The organism is Nonomuraea bangladeshensis (genome assembly GCF_039529455.1).
Classification (GTDB): Bacteria; Actinomycetota; Actinomycetes; order Streptosporangiales; family Streptosporangiaceae; genus Nonomuraea; species Nonomuraea bangladeshensis.
Map to the genome: position 1 here is coordinate 344,050 of NZ_BAAAMV010000008.1, position 18,164 is coordinate 362,213.

At 73.6% G+C, this 18,164-nt stretch carries 16 protein-coding genes; 11 read left to right on the top strand and 5 right to left on the bottom strand.

Going from position 1 to position 18,164, the window contains the following annotated elements; genetic code table 11:
• The first annotated feature begins 79 nt into the window (after positions 1 to 79).
• Positions 80 to 481, top strand: coding sequence for a peptide-methionine (R)-S-oxide reductase MsrB (gene msrB, locus ABD292_RS27700; protein ID WP_020542927.1), 402 nt, complete (start codon positions 80 to 82; stop codon positions 479 to 481).
• Positions 482 to 644: 163 nt separating this feature from the next.
• Here msrB and ABD292_RS27705 read toward each other — a convergent pair whose 3' ends face one another.
• Positions 645 to 1,532, bottom strand: coding sequence for a hypothetical protein (locus ABD292_RS27705; protein WP_344212257.1), 888 nt, complete (start codon positions 1,530 to 1,532; stop codon positions 645 to 647).
• Positions 1,533 to 1,788: 256 nt separating this feature from the next.
• Between ABD292_RS27705 and ABD292_RS27710 the strand changes: the two genes are divergently transcribed.
• Genes ABD292_RS27710 through ABD292_RS27720 form a run of 3 tightly spaced genes read left to right on the top strand, consistent with a single transcriptional unit; the run spans position 1,789 to position 5,028 of the window.
• Positions 1,789 to 2,727 carry an ABC transporter ATP-binding protein gene (locus ABD292_RS27710; protein ID WP_344212259.1) on the top strand — a complete coding sequence of 313 codons (939 nt, stop codon included), beginning with the start codon at positions 1,789 to 1,791 and terminating at the stop codon, positions 2,725 to 2,727.
• A 1-nt stretch (position 2,728) separates the two neighbouring features.
• On the top strand, positions 2,729 to 3,868 hold the full coding sequence (locus tag ABD292_RS27715; protein WP_344212261.1) for an ABC transporter permease: 1,140 nt from the start codon (positions 2,729 to 2,731) through the stop codon (positions 3,866 to 3,868).
• On the top strand, positions 3,865 to 5,028 hold the full coding sequence (locus ABD292_RS27720) for an ABC transporter permease (protein ID WP_344212263.1): 1,164 nt from the start codon (positions 3,865 to 3,867) through the stop codon (positions 5,026 to 5,028). The genes ABD292_RS27715 and ABD292_RS27720 overlap by 4 nt, the downstream gene beginning before the upstream one ends.
• A 5-nt stretch (positions 5,029 to 5,033) precedes the next feature.
• Here ABD292_RS27720 and hemQ read toward each other — a convergent pair whose 3' ends face one another.
• Both hemQ and hemG read right to left on the bottom strand, forming a co-directional pair.
• A complete protein-coding gene (gene hemQ / locus ABD292_RS27725; RefSeq protein WP_344212265.1) occupies positions 5,034 to 5,735 on the bottom strand; it encodes a hydrogen peroxide-dependent heme synthase in 702 nt (233 codons plus the stop codon).
• Positions 5,732 to 7,144 carry a protoporphyrinogen oxidase gene (gene hemG / locus ABD292_RS27730; RefSeq protein ID WP_344212267.1) on the bottom strand — a complete coding sequence of 471 codons (1,413 nt, stop codon included), beginning with the start codon at positions 7,142 to 7,144 and terminating at the stop codon, positions 5,732 to 5,734. Before hemG ends, hemQ begins: the two co-directional genes overlap by 4 nt.
• Before the next feature lie 107 nt (positions 7,145 to 7,251).
• On the opposite strand from hemG, the gene ABD292_RS27735 reads away from it, so the two are divergent.
• Positions 7,252 to 8,217 carry a DUF4349 domain-containing protein gene (locus tag ABD292_RS27735; RefSeq protein ID WP_344212269.1) on the top strand — a complete coding sequence of 322 codons (966 nt, stop codon included), beginning with the start codon at positions 7,252 to 7,254 and terminating at the stop codon, positions 8,215 to 8,217.
• Between the two features lie 50 nt (positions 8,218 to 8,267).
• Here the strand turns inward: ABD292_RS27735 and hemE are convergent, their stop codons facing one another.
• On the bottom strand, positions 8,268 to 9,266 hold the full coding sequence (gene hemE, locus ABD292_RS27740; RefSeq protein WP_344212814.1) for a uroporphyrinogen decarboxylase: 999 nt from the start codon (positions 9,264 to 9,266) through the stop codon (positions 8,268 to 8,270).
• A 620-nt stretch (positions 9,267 to 9,886) separates the two neighbouring features.
• Here hemE and ABD292_RS27745 point away from each other — a divergent pair.
• The 6 genes from ABD292_RS27745 to ABD292_RS27770 all read left to right on the top strand — a co-directional run bounded on the left by ABD292_RS27745 (position 9,887) and on the right by ABD292_RS27770 (position 15,562).
• A complete protein-coding gene (locus ABD292_RS27745; protein WP_329573918.1) occupies positions 9,887 to 10,483 on the top strand; it encodes a DUF3000 domain-containing protein in 597 nt (198 codons plus the stop codon).
• A 45-nt stretch (positions 10,484 to 10,528) separates the two neighbouring features.
• On the top strand, positions 10,529 to 11,755 hold the full coding sequence (locus ABD292_RS27750; RefSeq protein ID WP_344212273.1) for an HRDC domain-containing protein: 1,227 nt from the start codon (positions 10,529 to 10,531) through the stop codon (positions 11,753 to 11,755).
• A 113-nt stretch (positions 11,756 to 11,868) separates the two neighbouring features.
• Entirely contained in the window at positions 11,869 to 12,351 is a 483-nt protein-coding gene (locus ABD292_RS27755; RefSeq protein WP_344212275.1) for a DUF5946 family protein, read from the top strand.
• Between the two features lie 78 nt (positions 12,352 to 12,429).
• Entirely contained in the window at positions 12,430 to 13,575 is a 1,146-nt protein-coding gene (locus ABD292_RS27760; protein WP_344212277.1) for a Gfo/Idh/MocA family protein, read from the top strand.
• Complete coding sequence (locus tag ABD292_RS27765; RefSeq protein WP_344212279.1) at positions 13,572 to 14,723, top strand: dihydrodipicolinate synthase family protein; 1,152 nt, start codon at positions 13,572 to 13,574, stop codon at positions 14,721 to 14,723. Before ABD292_RS27760 ends, ABD292_RS27765 begins: the two co-directional genes overlap by 4 nt.
• The gene (locus tag ABD292_RS27770; RefSeq protein WP_344212281.1) at positions 14,720 to 15,562 is read left to right on the top strand and encodes a sugar phosphate isomerase/epimerase family protein; all 843 of its coding nucleotides are present in this window, start codon (positions 14,720 to 14,722) and stop codon (positions 15,560 to 15,562) included. The genes ABD292_RS27765 and ABD292_RS27770 overlap by 4 nt, the downstream gene beginning before the upstream one ends.
• Here ABD292_RS27770 and ABD292_RS27775 read toward each other — a convergent pair.
• A complete protein-coding gene (locus ABD292_RS27775) occupies positions 15,538 to 18,153 on the bottom strand; it encodes a PEP/pyruvate-binding domain-containing protein (RefSeq protein WP_344212283.1) in 2,616 nt (871 codons plus the stop codon). The two genes, ABD292_RS27770 and ABD292_RS27775, sit on opposite strands and share 25 nt — an antisense overlap.
• Positions 18,154 to 18,164: the final 11 nt, after the last annotated feature.

The window sequence follows — 18,164 nt, forward strand, 5'->3', positions numbered from 1 at the left end:
TCCCCAGAATGGATGCTTCACCCTGCGGAGATCTCTTTTTGCCGGATCTCGCACTTCGGCCGTCTCGTACTCTGGGGGTATGGAAAAGGTCGTCAAGAGCGAGGCCGAATGGCGGTCGCAGCTCTCCCCGGAGGAGTACCACGTCCTCAGGGAGGCCGGGACCGAGCGCCCGTTCACGGGGGAGTACGTCGACACCAAGGTCGAGGGCGTCTACTCGTGCCGCGCCTGCGGCGCCGAGTTGTTCCGCTCCGACACGAAGTTCGAGTCGCACTGCGGGTGGCCGAGCTTCTACGCCCCCTCGGAGTCGGACGCGGTGAAGCTGATCGAGGACCGCAGCCTCGGCATGGTGCGCACCGAGGTGCGGTGCGAGAGGTGCGACTCGCACCTGGGGCACGTCTTCCACGGCGAGGGCTACCCCACGCCCACCGACGATCGCTACTGCATCAACTCGGTGTCGCTGCGCCTCGAACCCAAGGCGTGATCACGCAGCGACTCCGCGTACCAATCTTGGGCCACGGGTAAGCCTCCCCGCGTGCGGTTCATCCATCTCCGCCACCGGTGGGTGACGATCGAGACCATCGGCCGGGTCGTCACCCAGCGGTGCGAGGTGTGCTCGAAGACGCGCGTACGGGTGCGTTGAGCCCTCATTCCGGGGCGGGGTGGGTGAGGGTGCAGCTGCGGTCGGAGGGGCCGATGATGTTGGCGAGGACGGGGTTGCCGTTCCCGCCCAGGCGCGCGTGCACGAACACCACGCGGCGGGTCGCTCCGGCGGCGCGCAGGTAGTCCATGCCGCGTTCGCACAGGACGACGGCGGTGCGGGAGTTGCGCGCGGACTCCGGCAGGTTTGTGTAGATGCGTAAATATCCGCCGACGGAGCGGATGTCCGTGACGCGGCTCTGTGCCTTGTCGGCGGGGGTCCAGTGCGCGCGGAAGTAGTCCATCGCGCGGTGGTCGGTGTGCGAGGACGGGCCGTCGGCCCGGTAGCCGTCCGTGCGGTAGTCGTCGGCCCGGTAGCCGTCGATGGTGTAGCCGTCCACGTTGTAGCCGTCGGTGCGGTTGTCGTCGGCCGTGTCCGTACCGGGGATGGCGAGCAAGCCCTCGTCCTGGGGTGGGGTGGCGCCGGGGATCGCGGCCGGGCCGGTGGTGCCGGTGCCCGGGACCGGCGCGGTCGTGGCGGCTCCGCCGTTGAGCGCGTCCGCCGCAGAGGTGGTCTGTCTGGGAGCGGCGGTCCCCCGGGAGGTGGCCGACGAGCCCGGGGCCGCAGTTCTCCCGGACGTGGCGGACGAGCCCGGACCTCCCGGTGCCGCCGGCCGGGCCGCGTCGCTCGCCGCGGACGGAACGCCCGCTCGCGGCCCTGTACCGTCCGCTCGCCCGGATGACGCCGGACCGTCCGACCGCGTCCCGTCCGGCAGCGCGGCGAGTCCCAGCCCGCTCGTCCCGCCGCCGGCCAACGCGCCGCCGAACACCCCGCCGGCGAGCGCCCCCGCCACTCCCCCGGCCAGCACGAGCGCCCCCACGACCATCACGACCACCGGACGCCGAGAGGCCGGACGGGTCGCATCTTCCCGCGCCCCGCGCCCCCACAGGTCGCGCCGCGGGCGCCGGGCCGCGTGTCGTCCGCTCGCGTGCCTGCGGCTCCCCGGCCGCGGGACCTCTTCCCGCCGTGCCGGATCCGGGTCCGGCGTGCGGCGGGGCTTGCCGGGTGGACGCATGGCGGCCTCCTCACCCCCGTGGGCCCCGGTCGGTCGGGGCTTGCCGGTGTAGGACGCCTACGATCACACTACGGTTGTGGCCCAGGACGAGATCCTGCAATGTCATGAGTTACGCAAGACGTTCGGCGATCTCGTGGCGGTCGCCGACGTCAGCTTCGCCATCACCGCCGGCGAGACGTACGGCCTGCTGGGCCCCAACGGCGCGGGCAAGACGACCACGATCTCGATGATCGCCGGGATCCTCGGCCGCGACGGCGGCGAGGTGCTGGTCTGCGGCCGTCCGCACAGCCCGTCGAGCACCTGGGGCAAGCGCCGCATCGGCTACGTCCCCCAGGAGCTCGCCCTCTACCCCGACCTCACCGCCCGCGAGAACCTGCGCTTCTTCGCCCGCCTCCACGGCCTGGGCCGCGCCGAGGCCCGTCGCCGCATCGAGGAGGTGCTGGCCGTCGTCGGGCTCACCGACCGGGCGAAGGACGCCGTCAAGGAGTTCTCCGGCGGCATGAAGCGGCGGCTCAACATCGGTGTCGGCCTCCTGCACCGCCCGCCCCTGCTGATCCTGGACGAGCCCACCGCGGGCGTGGACCCGCAGAGCCGCAACGCCATCCTGGAGAGCGTCGCCGCGCTCGCCGGCGAGGGCACCGCGATCCTCTACACCACCCACTACATGGAGGAGGCCGAACGCCTCTGCGACCGCATCGGCATCCTCGACCTCGGCCGGATCAGGGCCGAGGGCACCCGCAGGGAGCTGGTCGGCCTGGTGGGCGAGCTGGACCGGATCACGCTGACGGTCGAGGGCCCGCGGGTGGTGCCGGCGCTGCTGGCGCTGCCCGAGGTGCGCGCGGCCACCGGGCACGAGGGCCGCGTCGAGGTGATGGTCGAGGACGCCGGCCGGGCGCTGCCCCGGGTGCTCGGCGCGGCCACGGAGGCGGGCGTGACCGTACGCGCGGCCGAGGTGCACGAGCCGAACCTGGAGTCGGTGTTCCTGCACCTCACCGGCAAGGCGCTGCGGGACTGACATGCGCGCGACCCTCCTCGTCATGGCCAAGGACCTGCGCCAGCGGGTACGCGACCGCTCGCTGTTCCTGCTCGCGCTGGTGGTGCCGTTCGCCCTGGCGGCCGTGTTCAGCCTGGTGTTCAGGGGCATCGACGCCCAGCCGGCGCCGACGCTCGCGCTGGCCGACCGGGACGGCGGGCCGGTCGTCACCGCGTTCGCCGAGCAGGCGCTGCGCCCCCTGGAGCGGAACGGCGTCATCAGGCTGCGCCCGGTCGCGGACGAGCGGGAGGCGCGCGCGGCGGTGGAGCGGGGCGAGGCGGACGCCGCCTACGTCGTCCCGCCCGGGTTCAGCGACGCGGTGACCGGCGGCCGGCCTGCCACCCTCCAGATCATCGGCGACTCCGGCCAGGGCGCGTACGTGGCCCGCGCGATCGCCGAGTCGTTCGCCGCCGAGGTCCGCTACGTGCAGGTCACGCTCGCGGTCGTGGACGGCGGGACGTTCGAGGGGGCGACGCTGGTCCCCCGCCCGGTCACCGTCGAGGACCTGGGGGCGGAGCGGCGGCAGCTCTCGCTCGCGGAGGGGTTCGCGGCCGGGATGGCGGTGTTCTTCCTCTTCTTCACCGTGCAGTTCGGCTTCAGCTCGATCCTGGACGAGCGCCGCGACGGCACCCTGGCCCGGCTGCTGGCCGCGCCGGTTCCGCGGACCGCGATCGCGCTGGCGAAACTGCTGACGGGGTTCGTCGCCGGCGTCGCCGCCACGGCCGTCCTCATGAGCGCCGCCGCGCTGCTGCTGGGCGCGCGCTGGGGGCATCCGCTGGGCGTGGGGCTGCTCGTCGTGGCGGGTGTGCTGGCCGCGACCGGGGTCATGGCGCTGGTGGCGACGGTGGCGAGGACCGCCGAGCAGGCGGGCAACCTACAGAGCGTCGTCGCGGTGCTGTCCGGGGTGCTCGGCGGCGTGTTCGTGCCGGTCCAGCAGCTCGGCGACGCCTTCGCCGCGCTCAGCCTGCTCACCCCGCACCGCTGGTTCCTGCAGGGCCTCGCCGACCTGCACGGGGAGCACGCGCCGGCGGTCGCGCCGGGGCCGACGCTGGCGCTGCTCGCCTTCGCGGCGGTCACGACCGGCCTCGCGCTCCTCCGGGCGGGAAGGATGCTGCGGCCATGACGATCGCGCGCGCCGCCGGGGCGATCGCCTGGGCGAACCTGGTCCGGCTCTTCCGCGACCGGACGAACGTCTTCTTCGTCGTCATCTTCCCGATCGTGCTGATCATGGTGTTGGGGCTGTCGTTCGGCTCCGGCTTCCGTCCCCCGCTCGGCGTCGTGAACGCCGACGGCGGCCCCCGGGCGGCCGAGCTGGTACGGGCACTGGAGGCGGCCGGGCAGCGCGTCGTGCCGGTGAGCGGCGACGCCGAGGCGCGCGACGCGGTCGAGCGCGGCAGGCTGGCCGGAGCGCTGATCGTCCCGGCCGGGTACGACCGCGCCCTGCGCTCCTACACCCCCGTCACGCTGGCGTTCATCGGCCGGGACGAGCCTGCGGCCCGCCGGCTCGGCGCCGCGCTGAACGCCGTGGTCACGCGGGTGACGATGCCGGCGCGGGCCGCCGCGTACGCGCGGAGCGCCGGCCTGCCCGGCGGCTTCGACGAGCTGGTGGCGAGGGCGGAGGCCGCTCCCGCGCCCGGCGTCACGGTCGCCGTGAGCGCCGCCGGGGCGGCCGGCCCGTCCCCTCCGGGCGGCTACGAGGTCGCCGCGACCTCGCAGCTGCTCCTGTTCATGTTCCTGACCTCGCTGAACGCCGCCCCGGCGGTCATCGAGACGCGCCGGCTCGGGATCTCGCGCCGGATGTACGCCGCCCCGGTGCCGGTCGGCGTCATCCTGCTCGGCGAGGCCGCGGGCCGGGTGGGCGTGGCCCTGCTCCAGGGCCTGGTCATCATGGCCGGGTCGGCGCTGCTGTTCGGGGTGCGCTGGGGTGACCCGGCCGGCGCGGCCCTGCTGCTGGTGGCGTTCGCGCTGGTGAGCGGCGGGGCCGCGATGCTGCTCGGGGCGGCGGCGCGCACCGAGCAGCAGGCGGGCGCGCTGGGCCTGCTGCTCGGCCTGGGCCTGGCCGCGATCGGCGGCGCGATGGCGCCGCTGGAGTTCTTCCCCGCGCCCATGCGCCTGCTCGCGCACGTCACCCCGCACGCCTGGGCCCTGGACGGCTTCGCCGGGCTGCTGCGCGGGGACGCCGGCCTGGCCGGCGTCCTGCCGCAGCTCGGCGTGCTGACCGGCTACGCGGCGGCGCTCCTCGCGCTCGGCGCGTGGCGCCTGCGCGCCTCTCTGTCGCGATGAAGCCGCTAGGGAAGGGCTTCGACCAGCTCGCGCACCGGCTTGCGGGCGCCGGTGTAGAACGGGATCTCGACCCGGGTGTGACGCCGGGCCGAGGCGCCGCGCAGCGTACGCATGAGGTCGACGATGCGGTGCAGCTCGTCGGCCTCGAAGGCGAGCATCCACTCGTAGTCGTTGAGCGAGAAGCAGGAGACCGTGTTGGCCCGCACGTCGGGGTAGTCGCGCGCCATCCGGCCGTGCTCGGCCAGCATCGCCCGCCGCTCGGAGTCCTCCAGGAGGTACCACTCGTAGGAGCGGACGAACGGGTAGACGCTGACGTAGGCGCGCGGCTCCTCCTCGGCGAGGAAGGCCGGGATGTGCGACTTGTTGAACTCGGCCGGCCGGTGCAGCGCCATGGCCGACCAGACGGGCCTGCTGTGCCGGCCGAGCGCCGTGCGGCGGAAGCGGGAGTAGACGTCCTGCAGGTCCTCCGGCGTCGGCGCGTGCCACCAGAACATGAAGTCGGCGTCGGCCCGCAGCCCGGACACGTCGTAGACCCCCCTGGTCACGACGTCCTTGCCCGCGACCTGCTCCAGCAGCTCCTCGACCTCGACCGCCAGGCCGTCGCGGTCGGCGGGGCACGGCTCGGTCGCCTGGAAGACCGACCACATGGTGTAGCGGATCACCTGGTTGAGATCGCGGGCCTTCGGCCGCGGAGCTCCTTCTGTCATCGTTCCTCTTCTCCTCGCTGGGACAGCTGGTCCAAGATCCGGGCGGCCGCCGTACGTGCGGTGCCGATGCAGGCCGGGATGCCGATGCCGTCGTAGGCCGCGCCGCACACAGCGAGCCCCGGCTCGACCGCGACCGCCGCGCGCACCCGGGCCACCCGGTCGAGGTGGCCCACGTTGTACTGGGGAAGCCCGCCTCCCCAGCGGGTGACCCGGCTGTCGACCGGCAGGCCGCGCGCGCCCATCACCTCGGCCATCTCGGCGATGGCGAGCGACACCAGCTCGGCGTCCTCGCGCTGGAGCAGGTGCTCCTCGCCCAGGCGGCCGATCGAGCAACGCAGGATCACCAGGTCCCTGGCCAGGTGGGGCCACTTCACGGAGCTGAACGTCACCGCCTTGACCGGGCGGCGCTCGACCGGCGGCACGAGGTAGCCACTGCGGGCGGGCGGCTGCGGGAACGCCGACAGCGGGTAGGCGAGCGTGACGACGGCCATGCTGGCGTACTCGATCCTGGCCAGCTCAGCCGCGGCCTTCGGCGCCTCGTCCTGGAGCAGGCGGGCGGCGGCGGGGCCCGGCGCGGCGACGATCACGGCGTCGGCCTCGACGGTCTCGGGTCTCGGCACCGGCCCGGTCACCAGGCGCCAGCCCTGCCCGGCGCGGCGCAGCTCGCGTACGGTGACGCCGGTCCTGACGTCGGCCTCCGACGCCTTGGCGACCGCCTCGGGCAGTGTGCCGACGCCGCCGCGCAGCGTCGTGAAGACCGGCCCGGCGTTCTTCGGGGTCTCCTCGACCAGGTGGCGGGCGGCCGACAACAGCGAGCGCTCAGCCCGGGCCACGGCCGCCACGCGGGGCATCGTGGCCTCCAGCGAGAGCAGGTCGGCGCGGCCCGCGTAGACGCCGCCGAGCAGCGGCTCGACCAGCCGGTCGACGATCTCGCCGCCCATCCTGGCGCGGATGTAGGCGGCCACGGACACGTCGGTGCGGACGAGCGTCGCGGGCAGGATCTGGTCGAGCGGCACGCGCAGCAGCCCGGCGGGCGAGATGATGCCGGACTTCGCCAGCTCGGTCAGGTCGGCGGGCACGCCCATGACCTGGCCCTTCGGCATGGCGTGCAGGGCGCCCCTGGAGTAGATGGCCGAGCTGGTGGTGCCGGGGAAGACCAGCTCGTCGCCGAGGCCGACCGCCCTCGCCAGCTCGGCGCCCTCGGGGCGGCGGGCCAGCATGGCCTCCGCGCCGGCGTCCACGCTCACCCCGGCGACCTCGGAGGCGTGCAGCTTGCCGCCGATGCGCGGGCTCGACTCCAGCACGGTGACCTTGACCCGTTCGTCCGCGCCCTGACGGAGGTACCACGCGGCGGCGAGGCCGGAGATCCCTCCGCCGATCACGACGACGTGCGCCCGATTCCCTTCCACGCCTCCTGACGCTACCGCCTCGGCGGGCCGCCCACCTGCGCGGGGCGCGTGACCGGACCGTGATTCATGCCATCAAACCGATCCGCCCGCCGATCCGTCTTCAAGGCATGAGGAGAATCCGGTACGGCATCACGTCATTGCTCGCGGCAGCCGTTCTGCTCCTGGCGGGCTGCGGCGGGGGCGAAGCTACGGTCCAGGGCGCGTCCGCGCCCGCGGTGGCACAGCAGGACATGGCGGCAGAGGCCCGGCCGATGCCCACGGCCTCGAAGGCGGTCCAGCGCGACGCGAAGGCCGATCAGGTCGGCCTGGTCTCCAAAGTCGAGGTGACCGCGCAGAACCGCCAGGTCATCTACACGGGCAGCATGACGGTCCGGGTCAAGCAGGTCGGTGACGCGGTCGAGCAGGCCAAGCAGATCGTCACCGCGGCCGGCGGCTACCTGTCCAGCGAGCAGAGCAGCTCGGCCAGCAAGGCGCGGGAGACCGCGACGCTGGAGTTCAAGATCCCGCCGACCGGCTACAACGCCGCGCTCGGCCGGCTCGGCAAGGAGCTCGGGACCCAGGTCTCCATGAAGCAGTCCACCCAGGACGTCACGCTCCAGGTCGCCGACGTCGAGAGCCGGCTCAAGTCGGCCGAGCGGTCGCTGGAGTCGCTGCGTACGCTGCTCAAGCGGGCCGACACGATCGGCCAGGTGCTGGACGTCGAGCGCGAGATCGCCACCCGCCAGGCGGACCTGGAGTCGTTGCAGGCGCAGCAGAAGGAGCTGGCCACGCAGGTCGCGATGGCGACGCTCACGCTGCGGCTGCTCGGGCCGGTGGCCGAGGCGGCGCAGCCCGAGGAGGAGTCCGACGGGTTCCTCGCCGGGCTGAAGAGCGGCTGGAAGGCGCTGCTCTCCAGCCTGGTGGTGCTGCTGACGCTGCTCGGCGCGGTGCTGCCGTGGCTGCTGGTCTCGCTGCCGCTGGTGGCGCTGCTGGTCTATCTGGTGCGCCGGGACCGCGCCCGCCGCGCCGGTCAGGGCCGCGTGCCCGCCGCCCCGCCCTCCCGCCCGGCCGACCCTGACCCCGGGACCGCGTGACCCGATCCCGAGGCCGCATGCCCCCGGGACCCGGGGCCCTGTGGCCCGGGTCAGGCGGAGTGCTCGTGGACCAGGTCGGTGAGGCGCTTGAGCTGGTCGGGGTCGGTCGAGGGCAGGACGCCGTGGCCGAGGTTGAACACGTGCCCCTCGGCGGCGCGCCCCTGCCGCAGCACCTCGCGCGCCTTGCGCTCGACGACCTCCCACGGGGCGAGCAGCACGGCCGGGTCGAGGTTGCCCTGCAGCGCCTTGCCCGGCCCCACGCGGCGGGCCGCCTCGTCGAGCGGCACCCGCCAGTCGACGCCCACGACGTCGGCGCCCGCCTCGCCGAGCAGGCCGAGCAGCTCGCCGGTGCCGACGCCGAAGTGGATGCGCGGGACGTCCGTGAGGCCCTCGAAGATGCGCCGGGTGTGCGGCAGGATGAACTCGCGGTAGTCGGCGGGGGCCACCGCGCCGACCCAGGAGTCGAAGAGCTGCACGGCCGAGGCGCCGGCCGCCACCTGGACGCGCAGGTGCGCGAGGACGATGTCGGACAGCCGCTCCATGAGGTCGTGCCAGAGCTCGGGGGCGCCGTACATCATGGCCTTGGTGCGGTCGTGGTTCTTCGACGGGCCGCCCTCGATCAGGTAGGACCCGAGCGTGAACGGCGCTCCCGCGAACCCGATCAGCGGCGTGCCGCCCAGCTCGCCGGTGAGCGCCCGGATCGACTCGGTCACGAACGGCACGTCGTCCGGCTCCAGCGGCCGCAGCGCCGCGAGCCCCTTGGCGTCGCGGATCGGGTCGGCCACGACCGGCCCGACCCCCGGCTTGATGTCGAGGTCGATGCCGATGGCCTTGAGCGGCACCACGATGTCGCTGAAGTAGATGGCCGCGTCGACGCCGTAGCGGCGGACCGGCTGCATGGTGATCTCGACGATCAGCTCGGGGGTCGCGCACGCGGTGAGCATGGGGACGCCCTCACGCACCTTGAGGTATTCCGGCAGCGAGCGCCCCGCCTGGCGCATGTACCAGACCGGGGTGTGCGGAACGGGCTGGCGGCGGCAGGCACGCAGGAACGCGGAGTCGGCGAGATTCACCCATCAAGGGTGCCATGTCCGGGCGCCGGTCCCGCCATCGGTGCTGGGAGACGCGCGGTGTCGGAAAAAGATGCATTGGACACCCAAAATCATGATCAGATAGCAAGATGAAGGTTTACCGGTCTGCTCGACATCGGCGTCCCGTGCGGGTCGAGCACACCCCACGGCCGGGCAGAGAGCCGGTCCCGGCTGCGTCAAATGTTCGCCAACCCACCGCGCGGCACCGATTCAGCGACCACTTTCGGGACACGCCGAGCGCGTTGCGGGGAATTGTCAGCGGCTCGTGCCAACGTCGGAGCCACGACCCGAAGAAAGGCCCCGTTGCGATGTCCGCGTTGTGGAGTTCCCCAGAGCGCCGTAGTGAGCGCTGCGCTTCCTGCGGTGGCGATCGGCCCTTCGAGCAGCCCCCGTGCCCGGACGGGCACGAGCCGGGCGAGTGCCCCGAGTGGGCCTGCTCCGGCTGCGGCCACGCGATCGTCCTCGGCTCCGCCGAGACCGCCCGACCGGTTCGCCAGCTTGTTACGGCTTTGGCTTGATCACCAAGGATGCGCACCCCCGTGGTCCCCTTCCGCCCGACATCGACCTACGCTTCGGCTATGCCACTCGGTGACCAGCCACCGCCTCCGGCCACGTTCCTCCGCGCGGCCCAGAGCCTCCGGCTGTCCGAGGTGCGGCCGGAGATCGAGCTGGAGGACCTGCCCGCGCCCCAGCGTCTGGCCCCCTACTCGGCCGCCATCGGCGCGTCCGTCTACCGCGACGACGACGAGCTCGCCGTCGGCCGGCTGATCCTCCTCTACGACCCCGACGGACAGCGCGGCTGGGAGGGGCCGTTCCGGCTGGTGGCCTATGTCAGGGCCGACATGGAGCCGGAGATCACCTCCGACCCGCTGCTCGGGCCGGTCGTGTGGAGCTGGCTCACCGAGACTCTGGAGTCCCATCAGGCCGACTACTCGGCCGCCGGCGGTACCGTGACTAGAGCCGTGTCCGAGGGGTTCGGCAACAAGGCCGAGGATCCGGTCACGACCGAGCTGGAGCTGAGAGCCTCCTGGTCTCCCGCACAGGAGGATCTGTCCGGCCATGTCGCCGCCTGGTGCGACCTGATGTGCCTGGCCGCGGGCATCCCGCCGCTCCCGCCGGACGTGGCCGCGCTGCCCCGGCGACGTGATGATCCGGAGAGTGACCGTACGAAGTGAGGGCACCAGTCGACACCGCACGAGCGTCATGAGGTCGGTGAACTCATGACAGAAGAACGAACCGTCGAGCCGCTGCTCGAACCCCGCGAGGGCATCCCGCCGGTGATCGCCGACGCGGACGGCCTGGCGAGGATGGTCGAGCGTTTCACCGCGGGCGAAGGGCCCGTCGCCGTGGACGCCGAACGCGCCTCGGGCTACCGCTACGGCAACCGCGCCTACCTCGTGCAGCTCCGCCGGGCGGGGTCGGGCACCGCGTTGATCGACCCGATCGCCTGCCCCGACCTGTCCGCGCTGGACGCCGCCGTGGCCGAGGCGGAGATCGTGCTGCACGCCGCGTCGCAGGACCTGCCGTGCCTGCTGGAGGTGGGCTTCCGGCCCCGGGAGATGTTCGACACCGAGCTCGCCGGGCGGCTGCTCGGCTACGAGCGGGTGGGGCTCGGCACGATGGTGGAGACCGTGCTCGGGCTGCGGCTGGAGAAGGGCCACTCGGCCGCCGACTGGTCCACCAGGCCGCTGCCGGAAGACTGGCTGCGCTACGCGGCGCTCGACGTCGAGGTGCTGGTCGAGCTCCGTGACGTGCTCCACGCGCAGCTCGCCGAGAGCGGCAAGCTGGAGTGGGCACGCGAGGAGTTCGCCGCCGTGCTCGGCACGCCGCCGCCCGTGCCGCGCTCCGACCCGTGGCGGCGCACCTCGGGCATCCACAAGGTACGCAACGTGCGGGCCCTCGCCATCGTGCGCGAGCTGTGGCTCATGCGCGACCGCATCGCCCGCGAGGCCGACCTCGCGCCCGGGCGGGTGCTGCCCGACGCGGCCATCGTCACGGCGGCGCTCGAAGGACCGCGCACCAAGAAGGCGCTGACCGAGATCTCCGCCTTCACCGGGCGCAGCGCCCGGCGGCACATGAGCGACTGGCTGGCCGCCGTCCACCGCGCCCGCAACCTGCCCGACAGCCAGCTCCCCGCCCCGAGCACGCCGGGCGACGGACCGCCGCCGCCCAACCGCTGGGCCGACCGCGACCCGGCCGCCGCCAAGCGCCTGGCCGCGGCGCGGGCCGTCATCGCGGCGCTGGCCGACGAGCACCACATGCCGACCGAGAACCTGTTGCAGCCGGACGCGGTGCGCCGGCTCACCTGGGAGCCTCCCGACGATCTCGACGACGAGACCGTGGCCGACCGGCTGCGCGCCCTGGGCGCGCGGGAGTGGCAGATCACCCTCACGGCCCACCCCATCGCCAAGGCCTTGTCCCGGTTGCAGATCCGGGGCGAGCTCTGACCCCTCGCCCGGGAGCGGTCTCGTGATCATGAGACCGCTCCCGCTACGGCGGCAGTCAGGGGATGCCGAAATTCCGTCGACAAGGCTGTCACCCGCCGCCTAGGTTGCGGATCATGGCAGGAAGCCCCGAGTGCGACTGCGGCGCGGTCGCCGGCCCGCTGGGCGCTTGCGTGGACTATTACCACGCGGTCCTCTCCGAAGAGCAGGCCGATACTCAGATGTACAGGTGGCACGCGCCCGTGGTCTGCGTCTATCTCCTGCAGCATCCCTCCAGAGCGCACCAGAAGTACCTGGACGGGCAGTTCCGCCAGTTGCAGCTCTACCTGGACAAAGGGCTTGACGCGCTGCTTCGCGTGGCGGCTCATCAGGTGGCCAGGAACAACCACCGGGCGCGGGCGGGCTACGACGCGAGCCCGCTGGCGGCGTACGAGCCGCTGCCGCCCGGCGGGCCTCCCGTGCGCTTCCGGGCCTCGTTCTGCGGGTTGCCGGTCAGGGACGGCAGCTTCGTGTTCGACGGGCATCAGGCGTACGGGCACCGCATCGAGCTCATCGCCGAGGCGACAGTGGAATCCTGGAGATCCGTCCAGGCGCAGTGAGGGGACTTGACGCGTTCGGGCGCGCAGCCGTACCGTTCGGGAAAGCGCTTTCCCCGTTTTGTCCTTGAAGGGATCCCTATGAGCGTGCGCACCATCGGCGTCGTGATGAACGGCGTCACCGGACGGATGGGCTACCGCCAGCACCTGGTCCGTTCCGTCCTGGCCATCAACGAGCAGGGCGGCGTGACGCTCTCGGACGGCGAGCGGGTGAAGCTGCGGCCCGTCCTCGTCGGCAGGAGCGCCGGCAAGCTCGCGGACATCGCGGCCAGGCACGCGATCCCCGACCACACCACCGACCTCGACGCCGCGCTCGCCGACGACGACAACCTGATCTACTTCGACGCCCAGGTGACCAGCGCCCGCGTGAAGGCCGTCCTGAAGGCCATCGAGGCGGGCAAGCACATCTACGCCGAGAAGCCCACGGCCGAGTCGGCGCAGGAGGCGGTCGCGCTGGCCGAGGCCGCCACCGCCAAGGGCGTCAAGAACGGCGTGGTGCAGGACAAGCTGTTCCTGCCCGGTCTGCTGAAGCTGAAGCGGCTGATCGACGGCGGCTTCTTCGGCCGGATCCTGTCGGTGCGCGGCGAGTTCGGCTACTGGGTGTTCGAGGGCGACTGGCAGGAGGCCCAGCGCCCGTCCTGGAACTACCGCGCCGAGGACGGCGGCGGCATCGTGCTCGACATGTTCCCGCACTGGCACTACGTGCTGGAGAACCTGTTCGGCCGGGTCGAGTCGGTCTACGCCCGCGCCGTGACGCACATCCCGTCCCGGGTGGACGAGCAGGGCGCCACCTACCAGGCCACCGCCGACGACGCCGCGTACGGCGTGTTCGAGCTCGAAGGCGGCATCGTCGCGCAGATCAACTCGTCCTGGGCGGTCCGCGTGAACCGCGACGAGCTGGTGGAGTTCCAGGTGGACGGCACGCACGGCAGCGCCGTCGCGGGCCTGCGCAACTGCCGCGTCCAGCACCGCTCGGCCACGCCGAAGCCGGTCTGGAACCCCGACCTGCCGGTCACCGCGCGCTTCCGCGACGACTGGCAGGAGGTGCCGGACAACGGGGAGTTCGACAACGGGTTCAAGATCCAGTGGGAGGCGTTCGTCCGGCACGTGCTGGAGGACGCGCCCTTCCCCAACGACTTCGCCTCGGGCGCGCGTGGCGTCCAGCTCGCCGAGCTGGGGCTGCGCTCGTCGGCCGAGGGCCGCAGGATCGAGGTGCCGCAGCTGTGAGGATCGACCTGCCGGGGCACGGCCCGTACACGGTGCGGGAGCGTACGGACTGGGCGGTGTCCGCCGCGCCGGCCGCGAGCCGCGTCGCCTACGCCGCCGCCCACGTGGTGGCCGACCCGCTCGGCGACAACACGCCTGGCTCCCCCGCCGCCGTGGACTGGGACGCCACCCTCCGCTTCCGCCACCACCTGTGGGCGCACGGCCTGCGCATCGCCGACGCGATGGACACCGCGCAGCGCAACATGGGCCTGGACTGGGCGGCGACCGCCGAGCTGATCCGGCGCACCGCCGCCGAGGCGCGGACGCTCGGCGACCCGGCCACGCTGGTGGCGTGCGGCGCGGGCACCGACCACGCGCCGGACGCCGCCGACCTGGACGCGATCACCGCCGCCTACGCCGAGCAGATCGAGACCGTCCAGTCGGCGGGCGCGGGCGTGATCGTCATGGCCTCCCGCCAGCTCGCCAGGGTCGCCACCGGCCCCCGCGACTACCACCAGGTGTACGGCAAGCTCTTCGGCCTGGCCGAGCGCCCGGTGATCCTGCACTGGCTGGGCGAGATGTTCGACCCGCAGCTGGCCGGCTACTGGGGCTCGCGGGACGTGGCGGCGGCGACGGAGTCGTTCCTGGAGCTGGTGCACGCCCACGCCGCCATGGTGGACGGCGTGAAGGTGTCGCTGCTGGACGAGGAGCACGAGGTGCGGCTGCGCGCCGCGCTCCCCGACGGCGTGCGGCTCTACACCGGCGACGACTTCAACTATCCGTCGCTGATCGCCGGCGGCTCGCACGCGCTGCTCGGCATCTTCGACGCCATCGCCCCCGCGGCCGCGGCCGCGCTGCGCGAGCTGGACGCCGCCGAGGCGGGCGACGAGGCGGCCAGAGCCCGCTACGAGGAGATCCTGGCCCCGACGGTCCCGCTGTCGCGCAAGATCTTCGAGTCGCCGACCTACCACTACAAGACCGGCATCGTCTTCCTGTCCTGGCTGAACGGCCACCAGGACGCCTTCGCCATGGTCAACGGCGCGCAGTCGGCCCGCTCGCTGCTCCACCTGGCCGAGGTGTTCCGCCTGGCCGACCAGGCGGGGCTGCTGGCCGATCCGGAGCTCGCGGTGCGCCGCATGTCGGCGCTGCTGGCGGTGAACGGCCGGTGAGCCTGTCACTCAACCAGTGGACGACGCGGCGCTGGTCCGTGGCCGAGGCCGTGGACGGCTGCGCGCGGCACGGCCTGGAGGCGATCGGGCTGTGGCGGGAGAAGGTGGCCGAGCAGGGCCTCGCGGCCAGCGCCAAGCTGGTACGTGACGCCGGCCTGCGGGTGTCGTCCCTGTGCAGGGGCGGCTTCCTGACGACGGGCGGCGAGGCGTTCGCCGCCGCGCTGGCCGACAACCGGCGGGCCATCGACGAGGCGGCCGAGCTGGAGGCGGCCTGCCTGGTGCTGGTGGTCGGCGGCCTGCCCGGGATCAGGCCGGGCGAGCCGCTGACCGAGACGTCAGGGCGGGACCTGGCGGGGGCGCGGGAGCGGGTGGCCGAGGCGCTGGCCGAGCTGGCGCCGTACGCCGGGGAGCGGGGCGTCAAGCTCGCCCTGGAGCCGCTGCACCCGATCTACTGCCCCGACCGGGCGGTGCTGTCCACGCTGGGCCAGGCGCTCGACCTGGCCCTGGCCTACCCGGAGGAGCAGGTCGGCGTGGTGGTGGACACCTTCCACGTGTGGTGGGACCCTCACCTGTTCGCCGACGTGGCGCGGGCCGGTCGCCGGATCGCGAGCTACCAGGTGTGCGACTACCTGCATCCGCTGCCGGCGGACGTGCTGCTCGGGCGGGGCATGATGGGCGACGGGGTGATCGACTTCCCGCCGATCACCCGCGCGGTGCTGGACGCCGGCTACACCGGCGACGTCGAGGTGGAGATCTTCAACGCCGACGTCTGGGCCGCCGACCCTGACGAGGTGCTGGCCACCATGAAGGCCCGCTACGCGGAGGTCGTACGGGCCTGATCCGGTGACGACGGCGTGACCGTGCCGGCCGCGCCGTCGAGCTCGATCTCCTGCCCGGTCGTGATCCGGTGGGTGGCGTCGGCGACGCCGACGACGGCCGGGATGCCGTACTCGCGGGCCACGACCGCGCCGTGCGACATGGCCCCGCCCATCTCCATGACCAGCCCGCCCGCGGTCAGGAACAGCGGCGTCCAGCCCGGGTCGGTGGACGGGCAGACCAGGATCTCGCCCGGCTCCAGGTGCGCGCCGACGGGGTCGAGCACGACGCGGGCCCGGCCGGTGACCGTGCCGGCCGAGGCCGCGGTGCCGACGAGCGCGCCCTCGGCCGCCGGGGTGGCCAGCGCCTCGGGCTCGGTGCCGTCGGACAGCAGCATCCGGGGCACGTGCCGGCGGCGCGACTCCCGCTCGTGCTCGGCCCTGCGCCGGGCCACCAGCTCCCGCAGGTCGCCGCCGGCCAGCGCGGCCCTGGCCTCGCGCAGGTCGAGGAAGAACACGTCGCCGGGGGCGTCGAGCACGCCCAGATCGGTCAGGTGCTCCCCGACGGCGAGCAGGCTGTGCCGGACCCCGGACAGCGCCTTGACGAGGTAGAACTTGGGCAGCTCGCGCAGCCCGGCGTAGGCACGGGTGCGCCGCAGCGCGAACCGCGTCACCGGGCCCCGCCACCGGCCCCTGGCGCGGGCCGCGGCGGTCACGCGGGCGGCGGCCGCCCGCGCCTGGGCCTCGCCCTTGGCGAACAGCGCGGCGGGCGCGAGGTCGGAGCCGGCGTCCATGCGCAGGTAGTTGGCCAGCGCGCCGAGGATGTGGGCGGGCTCCTCCGACCAGCGGGGCACACCGAGGTCGATCTCGGCGACGCCGCGGTGGCCGTACTCGGCGAGGAACGCGGCGAGGCCGCGCTGCGCGACCGGCGGCAGCTCGCCGGCCTCGTAGCGGCGCACCAGCTCGGCGACCGACAGCTCGGCGAACGGCTCCGGCTCGACGCGGGTGGCCAGCTCCCACAGCTTCAGGTCCATCTCGGTGGTGGGGTTGTGCGGGAGGCCGCGCAGCACGTCCTGCATCTCGCCCAGCGGCAGGCCGGAAAGCCGTCCCGCCAGCGCGAACAGGCCGTAGCCCGTGAGCACGATCGGCATCACCGAGACGATCGACGGGAACGTGGCGGCCAGCAGCCGCTCGGCGTGGTCCAGGCGTTGCGCGGGCGTGGCGGTGGCGGGCACCCGCAGCCGCCGGTCGAGCACCTCGCCGACCCGCCGGGCGTAGCCGAGCGCGCGTTCCGGCGCGGTGAGCGCCAGGAACACCCGCGACGGCAGGTGCACGCGCCGGGCGAAGCGGGCCAGGCCGCGCAGGAACGGGCGGCGCGAGGAGCGGGCGAGCTCCAGGCGCGGATCGTCGAACAGCCGTCGCACGAGGGCGACGCCGCGGGCCTCGCCGAGGGTGAGGGCGCGCGGCAGGACGGCCCGGCCGGGGCGGCTGCGCAGCGCGGTGGTGAGGTCGAGCCAGAGGCGCTGCCCGGAGACGGACATGAAGGCCGGGCCGTCGAGCGGGTCGGCGGGGCCGTGGCCGACGATGCCCGCCGCTCCCCCGCCGATCAGCCGGAACGCCGCCAGGCCCATCGGGGTGAGCGGGCCCATGACGCCCTGGACGACGTTGAGCGAGAAGTAGACGCGCAGGCCGGGCCGGGCCGGCTCGGGCAGCGGGTAGAGCGTGGTGATCGGCCTGGCCTGGGTGAGCCAGATCTCGCCGTCGGCGTCGACGGCCCACTCGGTGTCCTGGGGGGCGCCGTAGTGGTCCTCGACGCGGCGGCCCAGCTCGGCCAGGCGCAGCACCTCGGCGTCGGTGAGGCAGAGCTCGTCTTGGGGCTCGTCGTGAGCGGCTTCGACGCGTTCGGTGCCGCCGCCGGGCAGCGGGCGGACGGCCACGCGCTTGTCGCCGGCCCGGCGCTCCAGGATGTCGCCGTCGTACGCCACGAAGCGGTCGGGGTTGACCGCGCCGGAGACGACGGCCTCGCCGAGCCCCGGGCTGGCGTCGATGACGGTCTCGCGCCGCCGCCCGGTGACCGGGTTCGCGGTGAACATCACGCCCGCCACCCGCGCGTCCACCATGACCTGGACGACCACGGCGAGGCGGACGGCGGCGTGGTCGATGCCGTTGGCTTCGCGGTAGGCCACCGCCCGGTCGGTCCAGAGCGAGGCCCAGCAGCGGCGTACGGCCTCGACCGCGGCCTCGGCCCCGACGACGTTGAGATAGGTGTCCTGCTGCCCGGCGAAGCTGGCGAACGGCAGGTCCTCGGCGGTGGCCGACGAGCGCACGGCCACCGCCACGTCGGGGCCGAGCGCCGCGTAGTGCTTGACGATCGTCTCGTGGACGGCGTCGGGGACGGGGGCCTCCAGCAGGTGCCGCCGGGCGCGCTCGGCGAGCGTGCCGTCCGGCGTGAGATCGAGGCCGGTAGCGGCCAGGCCGTAGGCGTCGGTGGTCAGCACCCAGCCGGGCGGGACGGGCAGCCCCGCGCGGGTGAGCTCGCCGAGGTTCGCGGCCTTGCCGCCGACCTCGGCGAGCATGCCGCCGTCGATCTCGGAGAAGTCCAGTGCCGTGTTCATCGCGCGCACCC